Annotated in this window: 21 protein-coding genes and 3 pseudogenes; 4 read left to right on the top strand and 20 right to left on the bottom strand. The window is 34.5% G+C overall.

The features are described from left to right. Positions 1–151: 151 nt before the first annotated feature. From ACM6HU_RS26385 to ACM6HU_RS26350, 8 genes are all read right to left on the bottom strand, one after another. Positions 152–679, bottom strand: coding sequence for a DUF2812 domain-containing protein (locus tag ACM6HU_RS26385; RefSeq protein WP_016115626.1), 528 nt, complete (start codon positions 677–679; stop codon positions 152–154). A 1-nt stretch (position 680) separates the two neighbouring features. Next, on the bottom strand, positions 681–995 hold the full coding sequence (locus ACM6HU_RS26380) for a PadR family transcriptional regulator (RefSeq protein WP_016115627.1): 315 nt from the start codon (positions 993–995) through the stop codon (positions 681–683). A 176-nt stretch (positions 996–1171) separates the two neighbouring features. After that, positions 1172–2632: an IS1182 family transposase gene (locus tag ACM6HU_RS26375; RefSeq protein ID WP_016133108.1), complete on the bottom strand. Its 1461-nt coding sequence runs from the start codon at positions 2630–2632 to the stop codon at positions 1172–1174. A 504-nt stretch (positions 2633–3136) separates the two neighbouring features. Further along, the gene (locus ACM6HU_RS26370) at positions 3137–5593 is read right to left on the bottom strand and encodes a M4 family metallopeptidase (RefSeq protein ID WP_242226978.1); all 2457 of its coding nucleotides are present in this window, start codon (positions 5591–5593) and stop codon (positions 3137–3139) included. Positions 5594–5700: 107 nt separating this feature from the next. Next, positions 5701–7031 (bottom strand): IS3 family transposase gene (locus ACM6HU_RS26365; protein ID WP_414848520.1). Its coding sequence is split into 2 segments (ribosomal slippage): positions 5701–6659 and positions 6659–7031, totalling 1332 coding nucleotides; the frame shifts between segments, so codons are not numbered across the junction. A 146-nt stretch (positions 7032–7177) separates the two neighbouring features. Continuing rightward, positions 7178–7453, bottom strand: coding sequence for a barstar family protein (locus ACM6HU_RS26360; RefSeq protein ID WP_016115632.1), 276 nt, complete (start codon positions 7451–7453; stop codon positions 7178–7180). A gap of 13 nt (positions 7454–7466) precedes the next feature. Then, a complete protein-coding gene (locus ACM6HU_RS26355) occupies positions 7467–7979 on the bottom strand; it encodes a ribonuclease domain-containing protein (RefSeq protein ID WP_016115633.1) in 513 nt (170 codons plus the stop codon). Next, positions 7980–8228, bottom strand: coding sequence for a hypothetical protein (locus ACM6HU_RS26350; RefSeq protein WP_175637015.1), 249 nt, complete (start codon positions 8226–8228; stop codon positions 7980–7982). Between ACM6HU_RS26350 and ACM6HU_RS26345 the strand changes: the two are divergent. Then, positions 8180–8491, top strand: a pseudogene (locus ACM6HU_RS26345) (recombinase family protein); the annotation flags it as partial. The gene ACM6HU_RS26350 and the pseudogene ACM6HU_RS26345 overlap by 49 nt on opposite strands. An 86-nt stretch (positions 8492–8577) precedes the next feature. Here ACM6HU_RS26345 and ACM6HU_RS26340 read toward each other — a convergent pair. From ACM6HU_RS26340 to ACM6HU_RS26320, 5 genes are all read right to left on the bottom strand, one after another. Next, positions 8578–9036: a VOC family protein gene (locus ACM6HU_RS26340; protein ID WP_016115635.1), complete on the bottom strand. Its 459-nt coding sequence runs from the start codon at positions 9034–9036 to the stop codon at positions 8578–8580. 355 nt (positions 9037–9391) lie between these two features. Beyond that, the gene (locus ACM6HU_RS26335; protein ID WP_242226979.1) at positions 9392–10336 is read right to left on the bottom strand and encodes a nucleoside hydrolase; all 945 of its coding nucleotides are present in this window, start codon (positions 10334–10336) and stop codon (positions 9392–9394) included. A 480-nt stretch (positions 10337–10816) separates the two neighbouring features. Beyond that, positions 10817–11524 (bottom strand): IS6 family transposase, encoded by a 708-nt coding sequence (locus ACM6HU_RS26330; protein ID WP_016131765.1) that lies wholly within the window; start codon positions 11522–11524, stop codon positions 10817–10819. Positions 11525–12243: 719 nt separating this feature from the next. Beyond that, the gene (locus ACM6HU_RS26325) at positions 12244–13350 is read right to left on the bottom strand and encodes an alpha/beta hydrolase (RefSeq protein ID WP_016131766.1); all 1107 of its coding nucleotides are present in this window, start codon (positions 13348–13350) and stop codon (positions 12244–12246) included. Between the two features lie 314 nt (positions 13351–13664). Beyond that, a complete protein-coding gene (locus tag ACM6HU_RS26320; RefSeq protein ID WP_016115640.1) occupies positions 13665–15956 on the bottom strand; it encodes a glycoside hydrolase family 3 C-terminal domain-containing protein in 2292 nt (763 codons plus the stop codon). Between the two features lie 157 nt (positions 15957–16113). On the opposite strand from ACM6HU_RS26320, the gene ACM6HU_RS26315 reads away from it, so the two are divergent. Then, positions 16114–17349 carry a helix-turn-helix domain-containing protein gene (locus ACM6HU_RS26315; protein WP_016115641.1) on the top strand — a complete coding sequence of 412 codons (1236 nt, stop codon included), beginning with the start codon at positions 16114–16116 and terminating at the stop codon, positions 17347–17349. Positions 17350–17399: 50 nt separating this feature from the next. Here the strand turns inward: ACM6HU_RS26315 and ACM6HU_RS26310 are convergent. Then, positions 17400–17723, bottom strand: a pseudogene (locus ACM6HU_RS26310) (hypothetical protein); the annotation flags it as partial. 277 nt (positions 17724–18000) lie between these two features. Between ACM6HU_RS26310 and ACM6HU_RS26305 the strand changes: the two are divergent. After that, on the top strand, positions 18001–18375 hold the full coding sequence (locus ACM6HU_RS26305; protein WP_016115643.1) for a hypothetical protein: 375 nt from the start codon (positions 18001–18003) through the stop codon (positions 18373–18375). Positions 18376–18708: 333 nt separating this feature from the next. Here the strand turns inward: ACM6HU_RS26305 and ACM6HU_RS26300 are convergent. Continuing rightward, positions 18709–18896 (bottom strand): annotated as a pseudogene (locus ACM6HU_RS26300) (hypothetical protein). A gap of 378 nt (positions 18897–19274) precedes the next feature. Between ACM6HU_RS26300 and ACM6HU_RS26295 the strand changes: the two are divergent. Then, positions 19275–20297, top strand: a complete 1023-nt coding sequence (locus tag ACM6HU_RS26295) for a CamS family sex pheromone protein (protein ID WP_016115644.1) — start codon at positions 19275–19277, stop codon at positions 20295–20297. A gap of 203 nt (positions 20298–20500) precedes the next feature. On the opposite strand, the gene ACM6HU_RS26290 is transcribed toward ACM6HU_RS26295, so the two are convergent. The 5 genes from ACM6HU_RS26290 to lepB form a co-directional block, all read right to left on the bottom strand. Continuing rightward, positions 20501–21700: an ABC transporter permease gene (locus ACM6HU_RS26290; RefSeq protein ID WP_016115645.1), complete on the bottom strand. Its 1200-nt coding sequence runs from the start codon at positions 21698–21700 to the stop codon at positions 20501–20503. Next, entirely contained in the window at positions 21697–22377 is a 681-nt protein-coding gene (locus tag ACM6HU_RS26285) for an ABC transporter ATP-binding protein (RefSeq protein ID WP_016131767.1), read from the bottom strand. The genes ACM6HU_RS26290 and ACM6HU_RS26285 overlap by 4 nt, the downstream gene beginning before the upstream one ends. Beyond that, complete coding sequence (locus ACM6HU_RS26280; RefSeq protein ID WP_414848519.1) at positions 22374–23564, bottom strand: efflux RND transporter periplasmic adaptor subunit; 1191 nt, start codon at positions 23562–23564, stop codon at positions 22374–22376. The genes ACM6HU_RS26285 and ACM6HU_RS26280 overlap by 4 nt, the downstream gene beginning before the upstream one ends. Positions 23565–23789: 225 nt before the next feature. Then, the gene (locus tag ACM6HU_RS26275) at positions 23790–23969 is read right to left on the bottom strand and encodes a hypothetical protein (RefSeq protein ID WP_414848518.1); all 180 of its coding nucleotides are present in this window, start codon (positions 23967–23969) and stop codon (positions 23790–23792) included. A gap of 112 nt (positions 23970–24081) precedes the next feature. Beyond that, on the bottom strand, positions 24082–24612 hold the full coding sequence (gene lepB / locus ACM6HU_RS26270; RefSeq protein ID WP_016115648.1) for a signal peptidase I: 531 nt from the start codon (positions 24610–24612) through the stop codon (positions 24082–24084). Positions 24613–24619 lie beyond the last annotated feature (7 nt).

Genomic DNA, 24619 nt, shown 5'->3' with positions numbered 1-24619 from the left:
GGGTACCGCCACATCACCATCAACCTAAAATTTTTTAATATACCCAAAACGAAAAAATGAGCTTTTTTATTACGAATTAGCACAAAATCTCGTTCTGGGGGTAGTTGTATTTTCTTAGCTTGATAGCGATGTGGCGGGACCCCTTTCTATACTATTTTGTTCGAATCGAATGGTAGTAGGTCGCCATTAATGTCATTAACATTGGAATGGTAATGACAAGGGAAAATAAGAAAACTATCGAAAATATTGTACTTAATACCCCTGAACTTACCGAATGAACTAAATAACTTACAATCAGCATGGTCATACTAATTAAAACTGTTGACATAACTGGTTGTCTAAGTGTTTTTATTTTCTCCTGTTTTGTTTCTTTATCTGTATAAATTGGTCTTGTACCAGGTTTGGCCTTAAATAGGTGCACACCATAATAACTTGAACAAACATATTCCCAACCTGCCAATTCAAACATTTCAATATATTCTTCCAATTCATTTTCTGCTAATGGTCTTATATCAAGACTAAAAATAGTATCTTCAGCAACGCCCTTTTCTAATTCATATCCCATTCGTTTAAAACGTTTCACAATCCATCCTTTTGCAGCATACTTTCTTAGCTTTTTTAAATCTATTTCTTCTGAAAAAGCAATCCCATTTGACATGATGTATTTTGTTTTCCCCATTTTAGTTCTCCCCTTTTAATCCATTTTCAGCAAAATCAAGCATCGTTTTACGTCTCAAAATATCTTGTTCCAACACTTCTCTACCTTTATCTGTCAAAACATATACTTTTCTACGTGAGTCTGAATCATCAAATAATTCAATGTAAGATTCGGTTATTAACTTTTTAATAATTGTGTATAGTGATGCAGGCCCAATTACTACTTTCCCCTTTGTTAATTCTTCAATCAAGCTCATCACCGCATAGCCATGCCTTGGTTTGGTGAATCCTGCCATAATATAAAATACAGAATCAGTTAACTGCTCTAATGATTTCATTTTATTCCTACTCTCCTATATCACTTTATGATATATCTAAAAATAATATATCATAAAGTAATATATTAAACAATAAAAAAGATGGAGTTAATATTGAGGGCACTGAAAAACTTCTGTTTTTCATCTCATAAAACACATGTAAAACAAGAAAGGCGACTTTTCTTTCTATATTTTTGTTACTTTTTTTCTTTTAATAGGGTCATAATTCGTTTTAAGTTAACAGCGAATATGGCCATTGCTCCTTGCATTTGCATGCCAATCAGACCCGAGGAAGATGCCACATCATACCCGGGTCTGTGCTTCAGTTCACTATTTTCCGCTTCAATTTTATAACGCTCTTTCCCCTTTTCTTTGAAGTATGTACTTTCCTGAAATGCCTGTTGTTCCTTATGTTCTGTCGATTTTATGGTGACAGAATACGTCTTACTTTTCGCGCCCTCTTTATAACACCCATCTTTAAATGGACATACTTTACATTTGTTGATATCAAAATAGTAAGTGTGGCTTTGATTCTTGTTTGTTCCCTTTTTACCAGTACGTGCTTTACGGATAGCCATATGTCCAGCTTTACAAACGTACATACCCGCATCTTTATTAAACTCAAATTCATCTTCTTTTTTACGTGGTCCTTGTGTCACAATTGTGTTTAATTTAGCGACTAATTGTAATTCATGTTGATTGGCATATTGAATATTATTTTTCTCTGAATAAGCAGTATCTCCAATGACCGTATCAATTTCCATTCCTGTTTCACGACTTTTTTCAACCAATGTTTGAAGGTATTTTCCATCGCTTTTTTCACCTGTTGTAATCACCGCCGCTGTAATGATACGTTCTTCGTTCATCGCAATATGTGTTTTATATCCAAAGAAAGAGAAGTCGGCTGTTTTATGTCCAATTCGTGCATCAGGATCTTGTGAAAATTGAAGGTGTTCTTGGTGGTCTTCTACAATTTCTTTCAAATAGTTGAGTTTTTCTTTCACATTTGGATATTTACGAATCATTTCTTCTTTTTCTACCGCTTCAATGACTTTTTGACAATATTCGAGTTCGTCACCTAAGTCATTCGTCGTTGTTTTAGGTGGGAATTTTTCTTTCATTCCTTCATCGATTTGATAAACCGCTTTGCGGAGTAGTTTTGATTTCTCCATTAAAAATTCTTTCGGCGATTTTTGATTGAAGCGTGCTTTTGTATGCGTAGCGTCAACAATAATTGATTTACTTGTAATCAAGTCCTTTTCCTGTGCAATTTCCACTGTTTTTTGGATGAGCATGTCAAGTAACCCTACATCTTTTAAACGAAGCTTACGAAACTTCGTTAACGAACTAGGGTCGATCACCATATCTTCTGGTGCCATATCTAAGAAATATTTAAAAGACATGTCATATTTTGAGCGTTCGACAACATCTACATCGGATAAATCAAAAATGGATTTTAACAATAAATATTTGAACATACGAACGGGCGGCACTGCATTGCGACCGTTATCGAGACAATATTTATCCTTCAATTCTTCTAAAACAAAAGAAAAATCAACCATTTCATTAAATTGACGAAGCATATTATCTTTTGGCACGACGATATCGTAAATCGCCATGAATGGACTAAGGTTAAGAGATTGTTGTTTTGAAATCATCCGGAACACCACCTAGAATTAGTACAACCATTATACATGAAAAAAGTGAAAGCTTCCTCGATGAAATCGAGGAAGCTTTCACTTTTTAAACTATGAGGACTTTTTCAGTGCCCTCATATTAGGGGATCTTTTTTTCAAAAGGCTAGTTTTTTGGTAACAAACTTTGCGCTTAACGTACAGTGTATCAGTTAAAATGTGTCCAATTTGTGTTTAAACGTACAAGTTTCTTTTTTGGATATGGTGAGGCCTACTATGTAAATCAGACTCTAGCTGAATATTAATAAAAGTTCATAAAAAACGCCATCTTTTCTGTATACCGAATATTAGCCTCTTATGGATTTGAACCTCTCCTCATTTATCCCCTAAACAATAGTGTTTTTATATTAACTTCGAAATGTTTATATTAGAAAATTAGTTTATAAAAGTTGATAAAAAGACACCTTCAATATTTGAAGGTGCTTTTTAATTCACTGCAATAATACAATAAAATGCAATAAGTTACCATTATTTTAATACCTTTCTAAATTTACGACCAAAAGAAAGAACAATACCTGCAAGAACCATCAATACACCCATTGCTGCACTGTTATTTGTACTTGCACCCGTTTTTGGAAGCTCTTTATATGTAACTTCTTTTTTATCAGAAGTACTATTATTTAAGATAGTACTGTTACCAGTATCAGAAGCATTGCTGTTGTTAGTGTTGTTATTGTCATTATCAGGGCCATTACCGTTGTTAGTGTCTTTATCTTTCACAACCACTTTTTGTATTGTAGTTACCTCATTACCTGCGGAATCTTTGACACTATATATTACTTCATAAGTACCGGCTTTAGATGTATCTACTTTACCATCAACTGTTACTTTAGAAGTAAGGTCACCGTCTTCTTTATCAGTAGCTGATACTCCTGCCATTGGGTCGAATGAATCTCCTACACTAATTGTTGCTCCAACAGGCACTGTTAATTTAGGTTCCATACCTGGAGTTTCTCCATTTCCCTCTACAATTACAGTCTGTGTAGCCGTTGCATTAACCCCTTGGGAATCGACAACCGAATACTCCACAATGTATTTACCTGGTTTAGAAGTATCTACATTGCCTTTATGTTTTACTCTATTTGTTAAATCACCATCTTCTTTATCAACAGCTTTTACACCTCTCATCGGGTCGAACGTATCACCTACATGTAGTGTAGTTGTAAACGGTACAGTTAACTCCAGCGCTTGGTTTTCCGCAGTTTTTTTCACTGTTACCTTAATTTTTGCTGCATCAAAAGCTTTTTGGACTGCTTGAGCTTCAGTTGATTTCGCGCCATATTTATTTGCTGCAACTCGAAGGCATGCCGATCTCAATTCGGAGAAACCAGAAGTCATGTTTAATTCATCAGTGTTTGCATAATAGAAAATATCAAACATTTTATCCTCGCCAATACCTTTTACAGTTACACCGTTATGAGTGCCACCTTTTGCAATTAAATACGCAACTTTATTAATAATACTTGAGTTGAAATGAACACCTCCATTATCCCATCCATTAAAATCGTTAAATTCACTATAATCATCTGGATACGGTACTCCAGTTGAAGAAGGAACTGAAGATGGATTTGCCATATCACGGAAAACTGATCCAGTTTGTTCTCCCATTGTCCAGTTGAATTTCCCATTGTTTATATATTTCTCAATAGCTGTTCCCATAATATCAGATAACGCCTCGTTAATCGCACCAGATTCTCCGGAATATTCAAGATTGGATTCGCTAGATGTAACCGCATGTGTAAATTCATGTCCTGCTACGTCAAATGCCTTTACAATAGGATCTCCATATACAAGCATGCTACTATTATTAATATTAGCACTGAATGCATTCTCCCAATTTTTCGGATCATTTGTATCTTCAGAATCCCACCCATGTACAACTGAAACTACTTTTTGTCCCTTATTATCAAAACTATTACGTTCGTATTTATTTTTATAAAAATCATATACCTTTGTTGCTAAGAAATGAGCACTTACCGCTTTTGGATCATTAAATGTTGTTGAAGTGCTAGTTGCTAGTATACCAGGGTAATATCTTTCCTCTTTAGTAATATCTCTGTATTTCACATCATACGTTTCAATTCCTTGCCCTCTAGTGTAATCAGCAAGTGCATATTTCCCATTACTTTGTTTAGAAATACCAAATGTACGAGATATACCTAAATCATCTTTTCCTGTTCCAGTTAATGATGTAAGATTGCTTTTTCTACTTTCCTTTAAGGCTCCAACAAGCTTTTTACTTGCTTTTAAATCTGATTCTTGTACCATATTTTTTAACATTTCACCATTATTAGCATTCACTAAATAAGTCCCAGATACATATTTTGGTGTTGCAGCAGCAAATGTAACCTGGTATGCATTGCTGGCTTGTCCATTATTTTCATCAACAAAAATAACTTCCTTTACTTCTGGCTCAGAAACAAAATTGATATCATTCCCGTACTTCGTATAAATATATTGTTTCGCTTCTTCTTGTGATAGATTAATAGGCTTCTTTAAATCTTCTTGTTTTAAATTTTGCGCACTATCCCCTGAAACACTTTTAATAACACCCTTTTTATCTACGTGTGCAGTCAATTGATACCCATATACTTCTTTTTCTTCGTATGTTTGTTGCATGCGCACAAGTGTAGTCCCATCATAAGAACCACGCTTTTGAAGAACCTTATAATCTACTCCCGTTTCTCCATTAACTTGTTTTGGGGACAAAGCTTGCTCGGTCTTTTCCTTAAGAGCATCTTTTACTACATTCTCTGGTGCCTTTTGTGATGGTTGTGTAAGTTCACCTGTACGGAACGAATCCTCCTGAATTTGAACTTGTAGTTGATCCGTTTCCTCTGCATGACCTACTCCATATGGTGTTACAGCTGTTAAAGCTAATCCTGTTGTTAATGCAACTGTAGCTCTTCTTTTTTTATTTTTCATGATATTTACCTCGTATAATCCCCAAAAATATTAAGCTTTTAAAAAGTAGTATACTGTCTGAACTGTACCCTATAAAATGGACAGTTTAATAAAAAGACCATAAAGAATTAAGCACTTAAGAGATGGTTTCGGTATTGTACCGGAGCCATTTTTTTGAGTGTCCATTGATAGCGATCGTAATTATAATCTTGCATATAATTGTCGATTACCAATTGAAGAGCTTGGAACGTTTGACAACACTTATAGTCTAATTCATCTTTCATATGACCAAAAAACGACTCCATTGGGGCATTATCCAGGCAGTTTCCTCTACGTGACATAGATTGTCTGATCCCCATTTCTTTTACACGGCGCTGAAATTCAGGATGCGTGTAATGTGTACCTTGATCCGAGTGTAAAAGTGCTTCTGGATGAAGGGTATCTCCTAATCTATCTTTCAATTTGTCTAATGTTTGATAGACAATATCCATTTGTAAAGAGGGAGAGACGTGATAGGCTAAAATCTCACGTGTCGTACTATCTTTTACGCACGATAAATAAGCTTTCTTCCCTCTTCCATAAAACAAATACGTAATATCAGTTAACATGCTTTTTTCTGACTCTTCTTGATTGAATTGACGTTGGAGTAAGTTAGGACAAGTCTTGTGTTCTTGCGTCGCTTTTGCGATTTGTTTGTATGGATTCGCACGACGAATCTTTGTCATGAGATTATACTTACGCATAATCCGAAAAATACGCTTTAAATTCATTGTAATTCCCTTTGTATTTTCTAACGTCATTTTGATGAATCGTGCCCCACATTTTTTCTTTTTACGGTTGAAAATTTCTTGAATCAATTCATAATCTTTCTCATCATTTACTTCTTTTTCAATGTGTATGTCTATCTTACGAAGCCAAGCGTAATAACCACTCCGGCTTACATCAGCTAGTTCGCAAAAATAGTGCACCATACGTGGGAATTGGAAGCGACGAATCGTTTGTTCAATGAGTGTATATTTTTCACGTGGTGTTAACGTTTCTTCTGTAACGCCTGCCTTTCGAGTTCGTCTAACTTTTTTAAGAATGCAAGTTCCGCTTCTAGAAAAGCAATACGCGCTTCTGCTTTCTTTAGCTTGTCGTCAGAAGATAGTTGTTTTTGGGAAGGACGGCCGGTACTTCCTTTTCCACGACGTTCTGTATAGAAGCCTTCTTCGCCAAACTGCTCATATGTCTTTCTCCAACGCTTCAAACAGTAATTTGGCTTTCTTTCACCAATGATAGCTAAATCGAACCCGTTCTCTAGGAAGATTTGATTCGGACCTTTCCCACTCTGATTTTCTTTCACAGCTTTTATTTTAAAATCCGCACAATAGGTAATAGAACGTTCTGATACCTTCACGACATTTTTATTCTTCTCTAGCTGTTTCATTTGAATTTCATTAAAAATAATTTTACTCATTTCCCGTACCTCACTTTTATCATTGTTTCCATTATAACGAGGAATAAGTGCAAAAACACAAAAAAAACCCGAATCATAGACTTTTTTTAAGTATCCACGATTCGGGGTACAGTTCAAATTTGGACATGCGCTTTTTATTACATCTATTATTTCACAACAAAAAAAAATCTCCCAGGCATTTTTTTTTGTGCATCCTGAAACGTTTCTAAAATTATATCAGCCTCTTCACCTAACATCTGTTTACTTTCTTCAAAGAATTCCCATTCTATTTTTAAAGGAAGAATTACCCAAGCTGTTAAACAGTCCCACAATGCATCAGCGTTTTCTCCATAATAATTAGGAAGATCTAATTCTTTTTTCAATACTTTGTGTAGTATTTCTTCACTAGTAAACTTACGACCGTCTAATCGTAGTATTTCCATAAATAATCCGCTCCTAATTAATTTGAGTAAATGTCTTATAATGATCTGAAGTTTTATATATTAATCCATCGTTGGAATAAACAATTCTATCATTGCCTCGATATCCTGACAAATAGTTGATATCAGCTTCGTACCATTTTCCCCCAGTAGCATTTGGGAGTTGATTCTTTCTATTTTCAAAAATATCTCCACCAATACTTTTACCTGGGGCCACTTCATGAAGGTTACCAGCCCTATTCTTCCATACTAAAGCCTCCGCTTGCTCTTTGGTAATATAATTACCTGGAAGTGTTTTATGCTCTTTAATATGTTTAGCAACTTCATCAAAACCTGTAGGATACTTTGTAAACTTCGTACTTTTAGAAGCCTTTGACAGTTTTTCTGCTTTCTTCTCAAGATCAGCAACTGTTCCGACTACTTTACCAACTGTTTTAACTGTTCCACCTGACGCAACACTTAAGACACCCATTGCATAATCAGAAGGACCATACTTCCGCTCTGTACCTATCTCTTTTCCTTGGTACATTTAAATCGCTTCTTTAGGTACATTAAGAATAGGCATAATATCCAATGTAGTGTTCATGAAGTTATTTGTTGCGTTTTGTTCAGCTATATATTGATTAATCTTTTCTCGTGGAACTCCAAAATCTCGTAAACTATTACTTAAATCAATATTCCCAATATTTCTAGCCGCAGCAGGTATATCAATCTTATGACTTGCAATTGGATGTTCACTTTGCAATTTTAAATTTAGGAATTGATACAAGAACTCCAACGGGTAAGTTCTTCTTAACTGTCATGGCTGCCTTTAGTGAATTAGATCGTGAAATGATTAAAGAAAAACAACATGCGGGAATAAAGCTAGCAAAACAAAAAGGAGTATATAGAGGAAGAGTGAAGAAATACACAGATAAACATCCTGGCATGAACCATGCAATTGAATTACGAAAACATACCAATAAAACAGTAAAGGAAATATGTCAGATTACAGGAGTGAGTCAGGCCGCTCTATATCGTAGATTAAAAGAACTGGAATAAAGTTCTTTTTTAGATTTGTAATTAAATCCCAGAGTGGCCCCTCATACCCTGAATCGTTTCCGTACCCCTTATAGATACAATTTCATTTATTTTTCTTGGTGCTCCGCATCCCATTCACTTAAATAGGATGCATATTCTAATTCATCTGGATCATCATGTAACATAGAAATAAACTCTAATTTATTTCCATCACAATCCAGAAAGTATACACTTGCAGCCGGCATCCAGCTTTGGACAATTGGCTCTTGATTTCCTTTCCCCTGACTTCCTACCACTTCTATTCCACGCTTATCTAACCATAATTTAGAAGTCTTTAAAAACTCTAAATCTACACCAAAAGCAAAGTGTTTCGTCTCAAAGTCTTCAATATTATGTACTTCCCATAGTCCAAGCATTTGTTTTTTATTTTCTCCTACCCAAAAGAAAGCCACTCTTCTTTTGGATAGTTTTCTTGCTAATGCTAACCCTAACTTATTTTGATAGAAATCTATCGATTTTTCTAAATTTCTTACATGTAAATGAGTTTCGTATATGCTCTGTATCATTATGTTTATTCCCTTCTTTATTGTAATTTATAATATTTAAATTTTTATGTCGATATCTTTTTGTTATTATAATACAAGTAAATATATCTTAAATCATCCTACTTTTGTATAATCTTTCTTTCCTGCAAAAGTGTGAGAATATTCAAATGTACGGATTTCATTCATATAATTCGAGTTGGTGTCGATGGTTTTTAAAAATAGAAAGCTTATTTTCAAATTAGATGAAAAAAGAGATGAAATTATGGATATTCATGTGGAATTTTCGTTTTGGGGCGTTATAAAATTCTTAAGTTGATGGGCATGGGGTTCAGCCGAGATACGTGTAAAAATGGGTCATAGTATATCAGATTTTTCACTAAAATAGTTCGCTAGTCATTACAGTCATAAACTCCTTAAAGAATTGTTCATAATTCATTTGTATTGCAATCCTATGTTTTGGACGATTACCGAATGTTTCTGGTTCAAATGTCGATCTAAAATCTCCTATGCTTTGTCCTCGTACACTATCAAGTATATTAACCGTCACAGCCGATTGATGGTACGTAAAAATATCATCACGATTAAGCGCAATCAAAGTGAGCGTATCATGAACCGGGCTACCTTGTATTCCAGGAACCTTTTTTTGATAAAATTGATAATAGTAATAGTCTAAAAGGGGCTTTAAAAACTTAGTTTTTCCTTTAGAGTGAATATAATTGACCATTTCTGGTGTTACGATAGCCGATTGTGTAACATTCAAAGGATAAATTGATAGATTCTTTGCGTATCTCATTACAATATTAGCCGCTACAGGATCGCCATAAAAGTTAGCTTCTGCAATGGGAGTAACATTTCCTGGATATAGAAAAGCTCCCCCCATAATATTATAAGAATGGACATTTTTCATCACATCTCCATAAAGGAGAAATAAGGTTGCAAGTGACGTTAGCCTTCCTGTATTCACAATAATAAGTTCATTTTTATACTGCTTAATAAGTTTGAGAACCTCAAAGAAATTCTCAAATATTTGAAGCTCTAGTCCTGGGTGAATGGGTCCTATCCCAAATTTGCCGTGAACTTCTGGATAAAAAGTTTCAGCTTCTGAGGACATGGAATGCTCCGCCCCACCAAAAACTTTTATATATTCTTTTCCTACACTTTTAAGTAAAAAACGAACATTTCTAGTCACTTCAACTTGAGGTACATTCCCATAGTCTGCAACAATTCCTATAATATCAATTTTATCTGTTAAATGTGCATATGTAATCGCTATCGTATCGTCAATTCCAAAGTCTCCAAAAAACAATACTTTTTTCCCCATGCTATCTCCTTAATTTTATTGACTTCTTAAACAGAGCATAATTAAGTATCATGATATAAGATTGTTCCTATGTCTTTTTGTAGTAGTGTGTATGAATGAATTCATTTAGTTAGCATACAATTTCGTTAATAATGGACAAATTCCTTTTGTGTTAAATGAATTAGTATATATAATTATTGATTTTAAAGTATTTTTTCTGATACTTCCGAATATGGCGGCCCTACAAAATTTGTTATTCTTATTTGTTAAATAAAGGATGAAAGCCTTCCATGATTAAAAGATATGTTTACGATATTGAAGATTTTGATTATTGGTTGCAACAAACAAGCTTTCTGAATCGAATATATGGATGACACTTAGTGCAGGGATACAGAAGAAATTATTGAATAAAATAAAGGTAAATAAACAAGGAAGAAAAGGTTCCGGTGCAAAAACCATTTGATAGAGACATAGAACCTACATGGACTGTTCAATGACAGATTATGATGCAATTCCAAACAACTTATGTATGAATCTAACTTCATTTTGAGCAGACTTCACCTGTGGGTGAAGTTGTCCTTTTTTTATCATATGCATGGCTTCAACGCCACTCAATATAGAAGTGGCTGTTTCATACGACTTGAATCCTAACATAGAACGCACACGTTTCTTAATGAAACGGTGATCCTGTTCCACTATATTATTGAGATATTTAACTTGCCTTATTTGTATGCCCTCAGGCATACGTTTCTCTTCTTTTAACTCTTGAATCGCTACGGAATAGGCTGGGTTCTTGTCTACTGTTATAACACGAGGTTTACAAATATGAGAAGCAGCTAAGGCTTTCTTGAAAAAGCGCTTGGCTGCTTGTGTATCTCTTGATTTACTTAGGTAAAAATCAATGGTATTTCCTTCTGAATCGACTGCGCGATATAAATACATCCATTGACCTTTTACTTTCACATACGTTTCATCGACTCTCCAGGAATCATTTGTTGTCTTAAGATGACGTCGTACTCTTTCGTCTAATTCAGGTCCATATTGATGCACCCAACGCATAATGGTGGTGTGAGCAATAGACAAACCTCGTTCCTCCATCATTTCCACCAAATTACGAAAACTAAGGTTGTACCGTAGGTACCATCTTACCGTTAATAAGATAATATCAGGCTGATAGTGCTTCCATTTGAACAAATTTTCCTTTTTCATACCGATCACACACCTTTTTTAGAGTAATAGTATCAGTATGTCCAAGATTTAGAGATTACTTGCATGTATCTTGAAGTTTTTGCACCGGAACCCTTATTTTGCATAAGTCATACAAGACCTCCTTTCTATTTATACCCCGATAAAAATCAAGATTAATTACAAATGTGTATCATCAATACAAGGATGTATATTTTGGCAATTAAATCTAAGAAATTTCGAACATTAATTAATATTTTTTTAGTTTTTCTAAACAAATAAAAAAGGATAAACGGTTAATAACCATTTATCTTTGAAAACAACTGTATAGTTCATCCTACCTATTTTTGTATGGCAACATATGAATCTATTATTTCTCCTATTTTATACAAATATATATCCATTGCTAAATTTTGATTCCGTCCATGCTCCATCTCACGTTCAATCTATTTCAACGAAACGATAGAATTCCCATAATTACGTAATCATTTGAAAAATTAAATTGGAAGCCGTGTCTGAAAGGCCATAGCTGATCGTTCTCCCCAGCCTACTTGTTTCTTCATCATGACAATCTGCTTTTTCGATAAAGGAAAACTTCCATCAGTGAGAGATTTTCCTCGTCCCTCACTGGTGGAAAGCTCTCACCAATCAAGCACATGCCAGCAGTTATCCCCCACCTCTCTTCTTCGCTTTTCTCTGCATCTTGAGGTGAAGAATAACTGCCCGTAAATCGCGGAATAAAATTAAGCAAACACTCGCTTGATCTCTTTTGCAATTTCATTCATTAAATCTTCTGCTTGCGGATACAAACCAATTTTATCCATAAAAGCATGGTCTGTACCATTGTACTGAATCAGCTTCGTAGGAACCCCGCTGCGTGCTAGTTTTGCCGCGTAAGCTTCACACTCTACTTTTAAATAATCAAATTCGGCAGTTGCAATCAGCGTCTCCGGCATACCGCTTAACTGATCCGACAGCAGTGGAGAAACATGGGGATCTGTGATTTTCCCATTATTTTGCAAATAAATTTGGAAAAGTACCCTACTGCTTTCACCCAACGCTGTAACCAGCGGAGTGATTATCTCTGCATGGTTACGAATCTCATACTGATCAAGGCTCCAGTTGAAATCCTCGGTTTGGACGCCGGCCATATTCACTGATGGATAAATAAGCGCCTGAAATTTAATCATCTCCGTCCCCTTCTCACGATCCATTAACGCACACACTGTAGACAAATTACCACCCGCACTGTCTCCAGAAATGGCAATTTGCTGTGGATTCACACGAATTTCTTCAGCGTGCTCATACACCCATGTTACGGATTCGAAACAATCTGTCAACCCTGCTGGATATGGATGCTCAGGGGCTAAACGGTAATCAACAGAAATAACAACGGCACCTGCCTTTTCTGCCAATGCTTTACACGGATTTTCCACGACATCAACACTTCCGGCTATGAATCCTCCGCCGTGAATGAAGACAACAGCAGGCAGAACTCCTTCGTTAGAAGGTGTATAGATCCGCAGAGGAATCGGTCCATTTGTTCCATTAATTGTTTTATAAGTGGTTTCAACCTGACTTTTCGTAACGTCGTCATTGTTCCAACCCATCATAGCCCGCATTCCCGTAACAAAACCCATAGTATTTGAAGGATTAAATGGCTGGTTTTCCATCGCAGCCATTTTTTCTGCCGTTTGTAAAGTCACTTGGAGAACTCGAGGGTCTAATTCACCAATCGCATCAGAATCAGGAATCGGTTTAGCAATAAAATCGATTCCTCTTTTTTTGACAGCTTGTATCTCCTCACTCAGTTTAGAAACTAGATTAACGTAAGTAGTTGTATTACTCATTATTACCGTCTCCTTTTCTGATAATTTTAATTTCGGAAAACTTTGTTACCGAGTTCTTCAGTATTTTGCTGTACGAGAATCCTCAATCTAATCATACACGGCCGAGCACCCGCTTTCAGACTAGGCATTAAAGATTCGTTATTCATATGATCTGCAGTATAATAACTATCTACCATTTCAATACATAATTCACTATTTTCTAACAAGGTCGTACCACATTCATAACCATGATTAAAATTCGAAACAATAAGCCTCGATTATTCAACTTAACCTTAACAAAGAATGTTCAAATAGACAGAAAACTAATTCGCCGCTTAACGATTCATTTGCTCATTGTTTAATAGCTCAATCATTTCACACAACATTTCCTCTGTAAAAGCACCTGCGCTAAAGTTCACTAGTGCACGTAATGGCATATAGTTCAGCATGGCATCCATCAATTCGGAGGCATCACTATCCCCTTCAGTCATACTAGCAAGCGGATTATCTTCTAATGCCTTTACCATAAGCTCTTTTGCAATTGGTGCTAAAATTGGATTCGCAAATAAGTCCCCAAGTAACGTATTACGGTGTACTGGTTTTCGAATTAAAGCCATTGATTGAACATAAATGCTGTCATGTAAAACAATCTCTTTTGAAGACTTTCCTACCCAAATTTCAAACTCACCTGTTTCAACATGCCAGTCCTTCAATTCAACGTTATAATAAGCAAATGATCTTTTAGCTAACGTAAAGGTAACCGTTTTTTCTTCGCCCGGCTGTAATTCCACTTTTTCAAATCCTTTTAGTTCTTTCTCAGGACGGATTATACTACTTTCAACATCTTTTATATAAAGCTGAACAATTTCTTTACCTGCTGTACTACCAGTATTTTTCACGTTTACACTGACAGAAACAGTCTCCGTATCTTTTATTTCTTTCTTATTAATTGAAAGATTGCTATACTTAAAGTTTGTATAGCTTAACCCAAAACCAAATGGGAACAATGGCTCAATATTTTTCGTATCGTAATAACGGTATCCGACGAACACACCCTCTTTGTATTCCACTTTGTCACCTTCACCAGGGAAGTTTAAGTAAGAAGGATTATCGCTTAAAACTTTCGGGAATGTTTCCGCTAATTTCCCGCTTGGATTCGCATCACCAAATAATAAATCAGCAATCGCTCCGCCTAATGCTTGTCCACCCAAATAGCCTTCAAGTATTCCTTTTACTTTACCTATCCATGGCATTTCAATTGGAGCACCGTTACTTAAAACTACAACGATATTACTTTGAACTTCTGCAACGGCTTCAATTAATTGCACGTGATTTTCTGGCATCTGTAAATGCTTCCGATCATATCCTTCTGATTCATAACGATCTGGAAGTCCAACGAAAAGAACCACTGTATCTGCTCCAGCTGCTACTTCTTTTGCTTCATTAATCATGTTTTCATCTAAAACATCACTGGCAAGATCATAGCCTTGGGCAAATAATATATTCGTATTTTTACCTGATACAGTTTCAATTTCTTCGAGAATGCTTTCAAGTTTTGTTGGATTAATATGAGAGCTTCCGCCGCCTTGATAGCGAGGTTCCTTTGCGAATCCCCCAATCACAGCTACCGTTCCTTCTTTTTTCAATGGAAGAATGTTATCTTCATTTTTTAACAACACCATGCTTTCGCGTGCGACTTCTCTTGCAAGCTGATGATGCGCATCCTTACTATACACAGCGTTTTCTCGTTGGTTATCAGCGGTTTTAAAAATAATGTTAAGAAGACGTTCTACTGCTTGATCATGCTTTTCTACAGATAGCTGACCGCAGTTAACTGCATCAACAATCTTCTTTTCACCAATCCCAAAGCTTGAAGGCATTTCTAGTTCCAAACCGTTCGCTAAACCTGTAACACGCTCATTTATTGCACCCCAATCAGAAACGACAAAACCTTCAAATCCCCATTCATCCCTTAAAATATCCTTTAACAAATAGTCATTTTCCGAAGCGTATTCACCATTCACCTTGTTGTAAGCACTCATTACTGTCCATGGCTGTGCCTCCTTAACAGCGTCCTCAAAGCTGGCAAGATAGATTTCGCGCAATGTTCTCTCATCAATAATTGCATCGGTCGACATTCTGCGATGTTCCTGATTATTGGCAGCGAAATGTTTTAATGATGTTCCAACTCCTTGACTTTGTACGCCGTTAATATGATTCGCAGCCATTTGAGATGATAAATAAGGGTCCTCTGAAAAATATTCAAAGTTTCTTCCGCACAGCGGCGAACGCTTAATGTTTGCACCTGGCCCAAGAAGAACACCGACATTTTCAGCCTGACATTCCTCTCCTAATGCAACTCCTACTTGTTTTATTAATTCTTTATTCCACGTACTCGCTAACCCTACTGCTGATGGGAAACAAGTAGCTGGGACACTATTATAAATCCCTAAGTGATCTGCTCCCTCTGCCTGTTTCCTAAGTCCATGCGGTCCATCAGTTACCATAATGGAAGGAATTCCTAATCGCTCAATCCCTTTTGTATTCCAAAAGTCTAATCCAGAACATAGACTTGCCTTTTCTTCTAGTGTCATTTGTGAAATAATTTGCTTAATATCCCTTTCCATGATAATCCTCCTAATCAAAAGATTATTAAGTGAGCGCTTTCTTAAACCTATTATAGTTTTTATTTTTTTGATATTATGGTATTTTTTTTAGAATAATTGTAAAAATTTTAGCTGATGTTATATATTGGCTGAGTTTTAACGAATGGAGGTTAAAATAATGAATTTCTCCAAACTAGAGGATTTAGATTATATTTGTAAGCTGGTCTTTGACATGCATAAAATACCTATCTTTTTTATTGATAACAAGGGAGATTTAGTATTTGAACACTCCCGCAATTTTCAGCATAGCCCCTTGTATACTTCAAAAGAGGAGATATTTCGTCAACTATTTAGGGAGGAAAACTTCTATCGTTTTCCAGTACTGAGGGAGACCTCCTGCCTTGAAAACTTTTTCTCAATTAACCTGCGTTCAAATGACCAACTTAGCGGGAACATCATTGTCGGTCCTGTCCTTTATTCGAGGCTATCAGAAGTATCAATTAAAGGAATCATCAATGACCTTCATCTAAAAATAAACAAGGATGAAATGGTTGGATATTATCATTCTCTCCCTGTTTTAAGCAATTTGAATTTTTTAAATTTGAGCATGGTCCTTTATTACATGCTGTATCAACAAAAATTAGACATGGTTGATATCCTACAAAAAAATATGCTGTTAGAAAAGGAAAAATTTGAAGTGGAACAGCCCGATATACGTATATCGGAACGCCGTCAAAATTTACTGACTCATATCGATCCACTGGCTGAGAAGAAAATCTTTGCGTGTATTAAGGAAGGGAAAAAGGATGATTTAATTCAAAACCTAAAGGGATTACCTGAATCAGGGAATCCGGGGGTGTTGTCGAAAACGAGTCACCTGCGAAGCCAAAAAAATTCCGCCATCGCAGCCATCACACTTGCGACTAGAGCTGCCGTAGATGGTGGACTATTCCCTGAAATCGCATATACCCTTAGTGACTTACTCATCCAAAACCTTGAAGAAATAAAAGAAAGTAAAGCTATTATTCCATTTTTGGAGAATGCTTTACTTGAGTTCTCGGAACGAGTAAAAAATGGGAAGATGCAAAAGTATTCAAAACCCATAAACGCATGTCAAAATTATATATTCACTCATCTTTACGAAGATATTACACTTTCCCATCTAGCAAAAATAGCCGCACTAAATTCTAGTTATTTGTCTTTCCTTTTCAAAAAAGAAGTGGGAATTTCACTAGGCGAATATATTCAGCGTGCTAAGATAGATGAGGCAAAAAGCTTAATGACCTATACGAGACATTCTTTATCCGAAATTTCCACACTATTAAACTTTCATGACCAAAGTCATTTTACGAAAGTCTTTAAAAAACATACTGGTGTTTCACCTAAACAATTTAAAAATGGGGGTGTTAAATAAATCCTTTCATCTTTTTCTTTTTCAACTTTATTTCTCTATAACCACAATGCTTTTCCATTAATATCCGCGTGTGTACAAATAGATAAAATTCCCTCTACTGCACCTTTACAAACCATTAGGTTCATATTACTCGTATCTTTGACAACGACAGACATACGACGCCGAGCAAAATCAAAAGGAATCTCATCTACTTTATGAAATTCTGTTGTATCCAATTGATGTTTCTCTTCTGTATGCTCAATAACGGCTTTATCGATAAGATTTTTTAATCCTGTCTGATAAAAGCTATTTAGATACGCTAATTGTAATACACTTTTACTTTGGTTTCCTGTTGGATCTAGATGAAGAACTAACACGATTTTATCTTTTCGAATCAACCTTTCAATATAGATTTTATCCAATTATTTTAGAATATTAAAATAATTAATAATAATACAAGCAACGAATATACTATTCATTTTTTTGTTATCATTATCATTTTTTATTTGTGACAACTTGTTGAACAACGGATTATTATACATAACCTAAAAAAAAATAGAGAATAATGTAGAATTTTGTCTAATGATATGTATGTACACTTCCTATCTGCTAGATATAGACTGTGAAGTGTAAGGACCTTATCTTACAAAAAACTTAAAGGAGGCTTATAAAATGGGGAAATTCACAGGATTTTCAAAGTTTACACTTGCTACATTAATAGGAATAGGTAGCTTAGGTGCCTTTTCTCAAACAGAAGGTGTAAAAGCTGAAAGTTTGGATCGTATTTCTCATGAAAATGTTGAATTTAATTCACCTTCTACTATCACAAATACTTTTGAACAAAGAGCTAATATTGTCCCTGAATCAAAAGTAATCACAAACCATTATGTGAAGTACTCAAAAACTAGTTATCAGGTTAAAGAAAGTATTCCAAAAGAAATTTATTATTCATCAAATGGTTTTAAAGGTTATATACAAGCAACAACTATAATTGATATTGGTGACCATTTCCTGACTCTCTATTCCGGAACTGTAATTCGATGTTAATTTCATGATTACGTTTATTAAAAGTAGTTTAAAACTTGTGGATTTACAAAAAATAAACCACAAAATTATTCAATTTTATGGTTTATCAAATAAAAGATAATGCTAAGACTACGTCTAATGCTCTTAGATTACCTTCCCCAAAGTTAATTATAGAGTATTAAAGTATTACTGTACAATCAAAAAGCACTCGAATGAGTGCTTTTTGATTGCTATTCCTAATGAAATTCTTTTTCTTTTCTAAAATCTGTTCATACTATTGATTCACAAAGCACTTATGCCCAGATATACAAATCATTTGTGTGAGATTTTTACATACATGTTTGAAATAAAAACTTACATGAATGATTTTAAAAGTTCTTGTACTAATGGAATTTCTCCACCTACAAATTTTAAAACTGCCATTACGATCGCCATAGTATTTCCTTCTCTTGTTTGAGTATTAAGATGTGGTAAATCTTATACCCTTATTTCAGTAAACGCTTACAAATAAATCAACACATTTTTAATATGCAATATTTCATATTAAAAATGTGTTTCATACCGTTATAATATAATAGATAAATTCTAAAGTATTCTTAAGTGAACAAAACAGCTAATGAACATATAAAAAAGAAGAGGATTATAAAAACCCTCTTCTTTTTTATGTTAATAAATCTAAACTTGGATTCATGTTGGTCCTACGTAAGTAGTAATTAATTAAGTAGCAGAATATCCAGAAGAGATAGTTACAAATGTTTTTTACGGCTTTTTTTATATAAATATCATATTTTTATTTTTAACGTTAGGAAATATTGTTAGATGCATATATATATTTTCATTAATCTCTTTTTTTTTAGATATTTGGTGATACACTATATGTTGTATAAAAAAAGAGCAATGGTTAAAGGTGGTTATTATAGGTGAAAAAGATATCATTATTTTTGATAATTATTAGTTTGTTATTAAGTGCTTGTAATGGTACTAATATTATTAAAAAAGAAGAGAAAGTTGTAGAAAAAAATACGAAGGGAAATAGCATTATTCCGAAATATTCTATTTCTGATAATTATTATAAAACTATTATTCCTTTAAAAGAACATAAAATAATAAATACAGTTAATATACAAACTAATTCTAAATTAGATATAGATAAATTAGAATTAGGTTTAATGAATATGGCATCTAAGCAATTTGATACAAAAAATCATTTATTACAAAGAAGTGAATATATTTCTCAAAAAACAATAGACGAACTACTCACAAAACAAGAAGTACCTTATGTATCTAATATTATAGAATATGATTATTATACTAAGAAAAATTCAGGTGAATTGAGTTTAGCTGGTGTTGTTATCGGTTTAGCCATGACTTCAAATCATTCTAATGAAGAAGCAAATGTTAAGGGCAGTGAAATTGCTAATCAACTTTTAAAAGTTCTTTATGATAATAAGAACTTTGTAAAAGTTCCTATTACTTTTTCTATTTTTAAACAGGAAGCTTCTGATTCTTTAAAAGCCGGTACTTTTATTTCTAGTGTAACAGTACAAAAAGGTGAGAATAGTATAGGACAGTGGGTTAATATTAACGAAAAATCCTTTGCTTATCCTTCTGATGATTTTAAACAAGTATATAATAAAGATAATGAAAAGTTAGATAAGTTTTCTAATAAAGTGAAAGACTTCAATAAAGCTGATTATATACCGGTTAATGCTACAATTTTTTATAAAGATGATCATATGGATACTGTAAATATGAATGTGTTAGTTAAATTTAATGGTAAATCAGAACTGATTGCTTTTACACAAATGATAGTCCAAGAGATACTTGATGCTTTCTCTAAAGATGTTAAGGTTCAAATGAATATAAAGTCAGAGCAAAAAGTTGAAGCAGTTGTTGTAAGAGAAAAAAATGAAGATGAACCTTTTGTTTCTTTTATTGAATAATAAAAATAAAAAAGACAGTTATTATACTGTCTTTTTTACTTTTATTATTAGTTTAATGTACCATGATTATTTTATCATTAGCGCTTTAAAATAATTGGGCGAACAAATGTAAAAAGATTGTACTTTGAAACAGATTCTACATAGGGTTTTAGATCTACAATTGTACCCGCTTCTATAATCTTAAGTTGTTGCCCCGATTTAACCTATTCGTAACGAAGTGCTTCAATCGGATCTAATTTCGCCGCCTTATTTGCTGGAATTAACCCGAAGATAATACCAAGCGTCATCGAGAATAATACGCCGCCAACAACTACTTGCCATGAAACGAGTGGTGGCCATTTCGCAAATGTGGAAACAATATATGCGCCCCCGTAACCAAGACCAATCCCGATTAATCCACCAAGAAGCGTTAACATAACAGCCTCAATTAAGAATTGCAGTAAAATTTTACTGCGCGTTGCTCCAAGTGCTTTACGTACCCCAATTTCACGGGTACGCTCTGTTACGGATACGAGCATAATGTTCATAACGCCAATACCACCAACGACTAACGAAATACCCGCGATACCGCCGATAATCATCGTCATGATATTTGTTACTTTAGAAACACCTTCTTGGAATTCTTTTAAATTCACCATTTCATACTTACCAGAAGCATCGCTTGGTTTACGGCTATTTAAAACCTCAACAGCCTTTTTACCTGCAGTTTCTAGATTATCTATATTTTTTGACTGTACAGAAATATTTTGAATTTCATCTTTTCCATATAATGTTGGCCATAATGTAATTGGAATTAATGCTTCTGAAGGGCCCATTCCCATAAACTCATTATCTGACTTGTACACGCCGATAATTTGCATCGGTTGGCCTTTCATTTCAATAATTTTGCCAACGGGATTTTCTTTCTTAAACACCTTATCTTCCATACTCGTACTAATCATGACCACGTTATTCCCTTGGGACATATCCGTTTCATTTAGTGAGCGACCTTTTACTACTTTCGTTTTATTCACTGCAAAATATTCACTATCTAGCCCTATAACATTAACCACCTCTTTTTTATCATTAATATCGAGTGGTTCCATTGTATTATTTGTTGTAATAACATGCGCAATCTCCGGAATTTTCTTTACTTCAAAGATATCTTCCTCTGTTAATTTCGGTCTTTCCGTTGCTCCCATCCCATACGGATCATTCATATCCGCAGTGAAGTGAATTGGCATCACATTATTACCAGAGCCAGCAATTTGCGACTTTAACATCACCTCCCCGCCTTGCCCAATCGCAACAACAGTAATAATAGAACCTACACCGATAATAATCCCAAGCATCGTAAGCGCTGAGCGCAGTTTATGAGCTAGAATAGAAGAGAGAGCAATCTTTATACTATCTAGTAAACTCATACCACACACCTTCTATCTTCTGTAATTTTCCCGTCCCTTAGCACGATTCGGCGTGAAGAATATGCAGCAACTTCTTCTTCATGCGTAACCATGATAATCGTCGTACCTTCTGCATTTAACTTTGTGAAGATGTCCATAACTTGCTCCCCAGACTTTGTATCAAGAGCACCAGTTGGCTCATCCGCCATAATAAACGTTGGATTATTCGCAATGGAACGCGCGATAGCCACACGCTGTTTTTGTCCACCTGAAAGTTCGCTCGGCAGGTGGTGCACACGGTCGGTCAATCCGACTTTCCCCAGTGCTTCAAGAGCTCTCTGACGACGCTCTGCTTTCTTCACACCGCCATATATAAGCGGTAGTTCTACATTTTCTACTGCTGAAAGACGTGGCAATAAGTTAAAATGCTGGAATACAAAGCCTATATACTCATTACGAATAAGGGCAAGCTTTGCTTCATCTGCCGTTAAGATATTCACGCCGTTTAACACATATTCGCCTTCTGTTGGACGATCTAAACAACCGATAATATTCATAAGGGTTGATTTCCCTGAGCCAGATGGTCCCATAATGGAAACAAACTCACCGTTTTGAATTGTTAAACTAATACCATGTAAAATCGGTACCGCTAGCTTCCCTTGGTAATATGTTTTATGAATATTGTTTAACGTAATCATTTTTCTTTCACTTCCATTCCGTCATACACGTTGTCGGAAGGATTTTTAACCACCTTTTGTCCCACTGTTACACCTTCAAGGATTTCTGTCCAATCTCCATCAGTAGAACCTTTTTTCACATTTTGTTTACGAAGTTTTCCTTTGTCTTCTACATAAACAAATAGATTACCAGATTTTTCAATAATACTTTTACTAGGAACAGCAATCATCTTCTTATTCTCTAAGTTTACTTGCAGTGATACGTGATAGCCTGAAGATAAACCTTCTTGACCATCTAAACTAGCTTTATATGTATACTGAGACATATTTTGTGTTCCCTCACCAACACTAGCTGCTTGTGCCATCTCTGCACTTGTCGGGAATTCACTTATCTCTGTAATTTTACCTGTCCATTTCTTCTTGTTATTGGCTTTTGCAGTTGCTGTAAATGTTTGATCCTTTTGGATTTGTGATTTTTGAAGTTCTGTTAACGTCCCTTGAATTTGGAATGGATCTTTAGAAGCGATTTGTAAAAATGACTTTCCTTGTCCACCCATCGCTTGCGTCGAACTTTGTGCTGCATCTTTATCTAATTTTTGTACAACACCAGCAAAATTACTATAAATTGTGAGTTCATCTTGTTTTTTCTTTAATTGTTGTGATTGTAATTGACCTTTTTCTTTCTCAAGTTCAGTTGTTTTTTGCTGTATTTCTAGTTCACTTACTTGCTCTTCTAACGGATCTGTTACTTCTTTCCCAGCGCCGCTATCTTTTGCTTTCTTAATCTCTTTATTTAGTGAATCTATTTTCTTTTTCCCTTGATCATAGCGCATACTTGCCATTTTTTGATCAAGCTCAGCTTGTTTCATTTGTAAATTGATTTCTTCATTATCATAAGAGAATAATTTCGTTCCTTTTTCTACTTCTTGCCCTTCTTTCACCGCAATATCCTTCACTTTTCCTTTTGTTGGATCTGCATAGAAGCTCTCGATATTTCCCGGCTTTACTTGTCCAGAAATCAATTTTGTATTATTGGGTGTACGTTCTGTTACTTTCTCAAAGCTAACAGCGTCTCCCTTTGCTGTCTCCTTCTTCTTACCTTGCATAACAAAAATATTGACGGCTGCAATGGCAATAATTAATGCAGTAACTCCGATAATAACCCATTTTTTCTTTTTAGTTGATCGATGTGTTGTAGTTGGTAACATAATGTATTCCCCTTAATGATGATATAATTTAGTACATACATTTATTGAACAATTTATATGGACAACCCCTAAAGCAACTGTCTATAAACCAAAAAATAAAAGCTAAAAACCTTTTAATACCTTAGGCTATATGAAGCACAAAATAAAGAGGTCGATCCTTTATTGTAAAGAAACTGACCCCTTTATTTTGTGCTTCATATGATATAAATAATTGCAAAAACTAAACTACATTACTGCTTTTAATAATTCTGTTACTAATGGAATTACTCCACCAATGAATTTCAAAACTGCAATTGCGATTTCCATATGATTTCCTCCTCTTTTTTGAGTATTGAATTGTGGTAAATTTTTATAATAGCGAGAATTCATTTGGATATCAATGCATTTCAATATGCAATATTTCATATTTATACACGTTTTAATTTTTTTAATATACCAAATCCAAAGTGTTTTCCGACGAATCGAACAGTTAATGAACTTAAAATAACTTTCAAGGAAAAAATCAAAATTCAAATAATTAAAATTGATATATTATTGTTCCTACAATACTAGATCTATCAATATATCCCAGACCATTTCGACTATCTTTACTATGGTAACGGTTATCACCCATTACAAATAATTTATTTGAAGGTACTTCTCTTTCTTCAAAGTTAGCAAGATATTTGGATTTATTACTTAAATCTTTATAAATATAGTTTTCTTTTTTTTCCTTTCCATTAATATACAGAATATCATTTTCTATTTTAACTTTGTCTTTTGGCAATCCAATTATCCTTTTCACATAATACTTAGGATCATTGGGTTTTTTTATAATAACAATTTCTCCATGACGTAATGGAAAAATTGCTGCACCTGCTCTATTAACTAGTATATACTCTTCATTTTGTAAAGTAGGATACATAGATCTCCCTTCTATTTTACATAATAAAAAGTTTAAACTTATTATCATAAGCATCACTGTAATCAATAAAAACAATGTTATATTACGCCAATATTTGGGGTTCTTTTGCTTCATGCTTTTCCATTCCTTATTGATTATTTTCATGAAAAAC

Source organism: Bacillus sp. IT-79MI2 (assembly GCF_949768135.1).
Lineage (GTDB): Bacteria > Bacillota > Bacilli > Bacillales > Bacillaceae_G > Bacillus_A > Bacillus_A pseudomycoides.
Note: the sequence above shows the minus strand (reverse complement) of the source record. Positions and strands in the feature narration are given on the sequence as shown.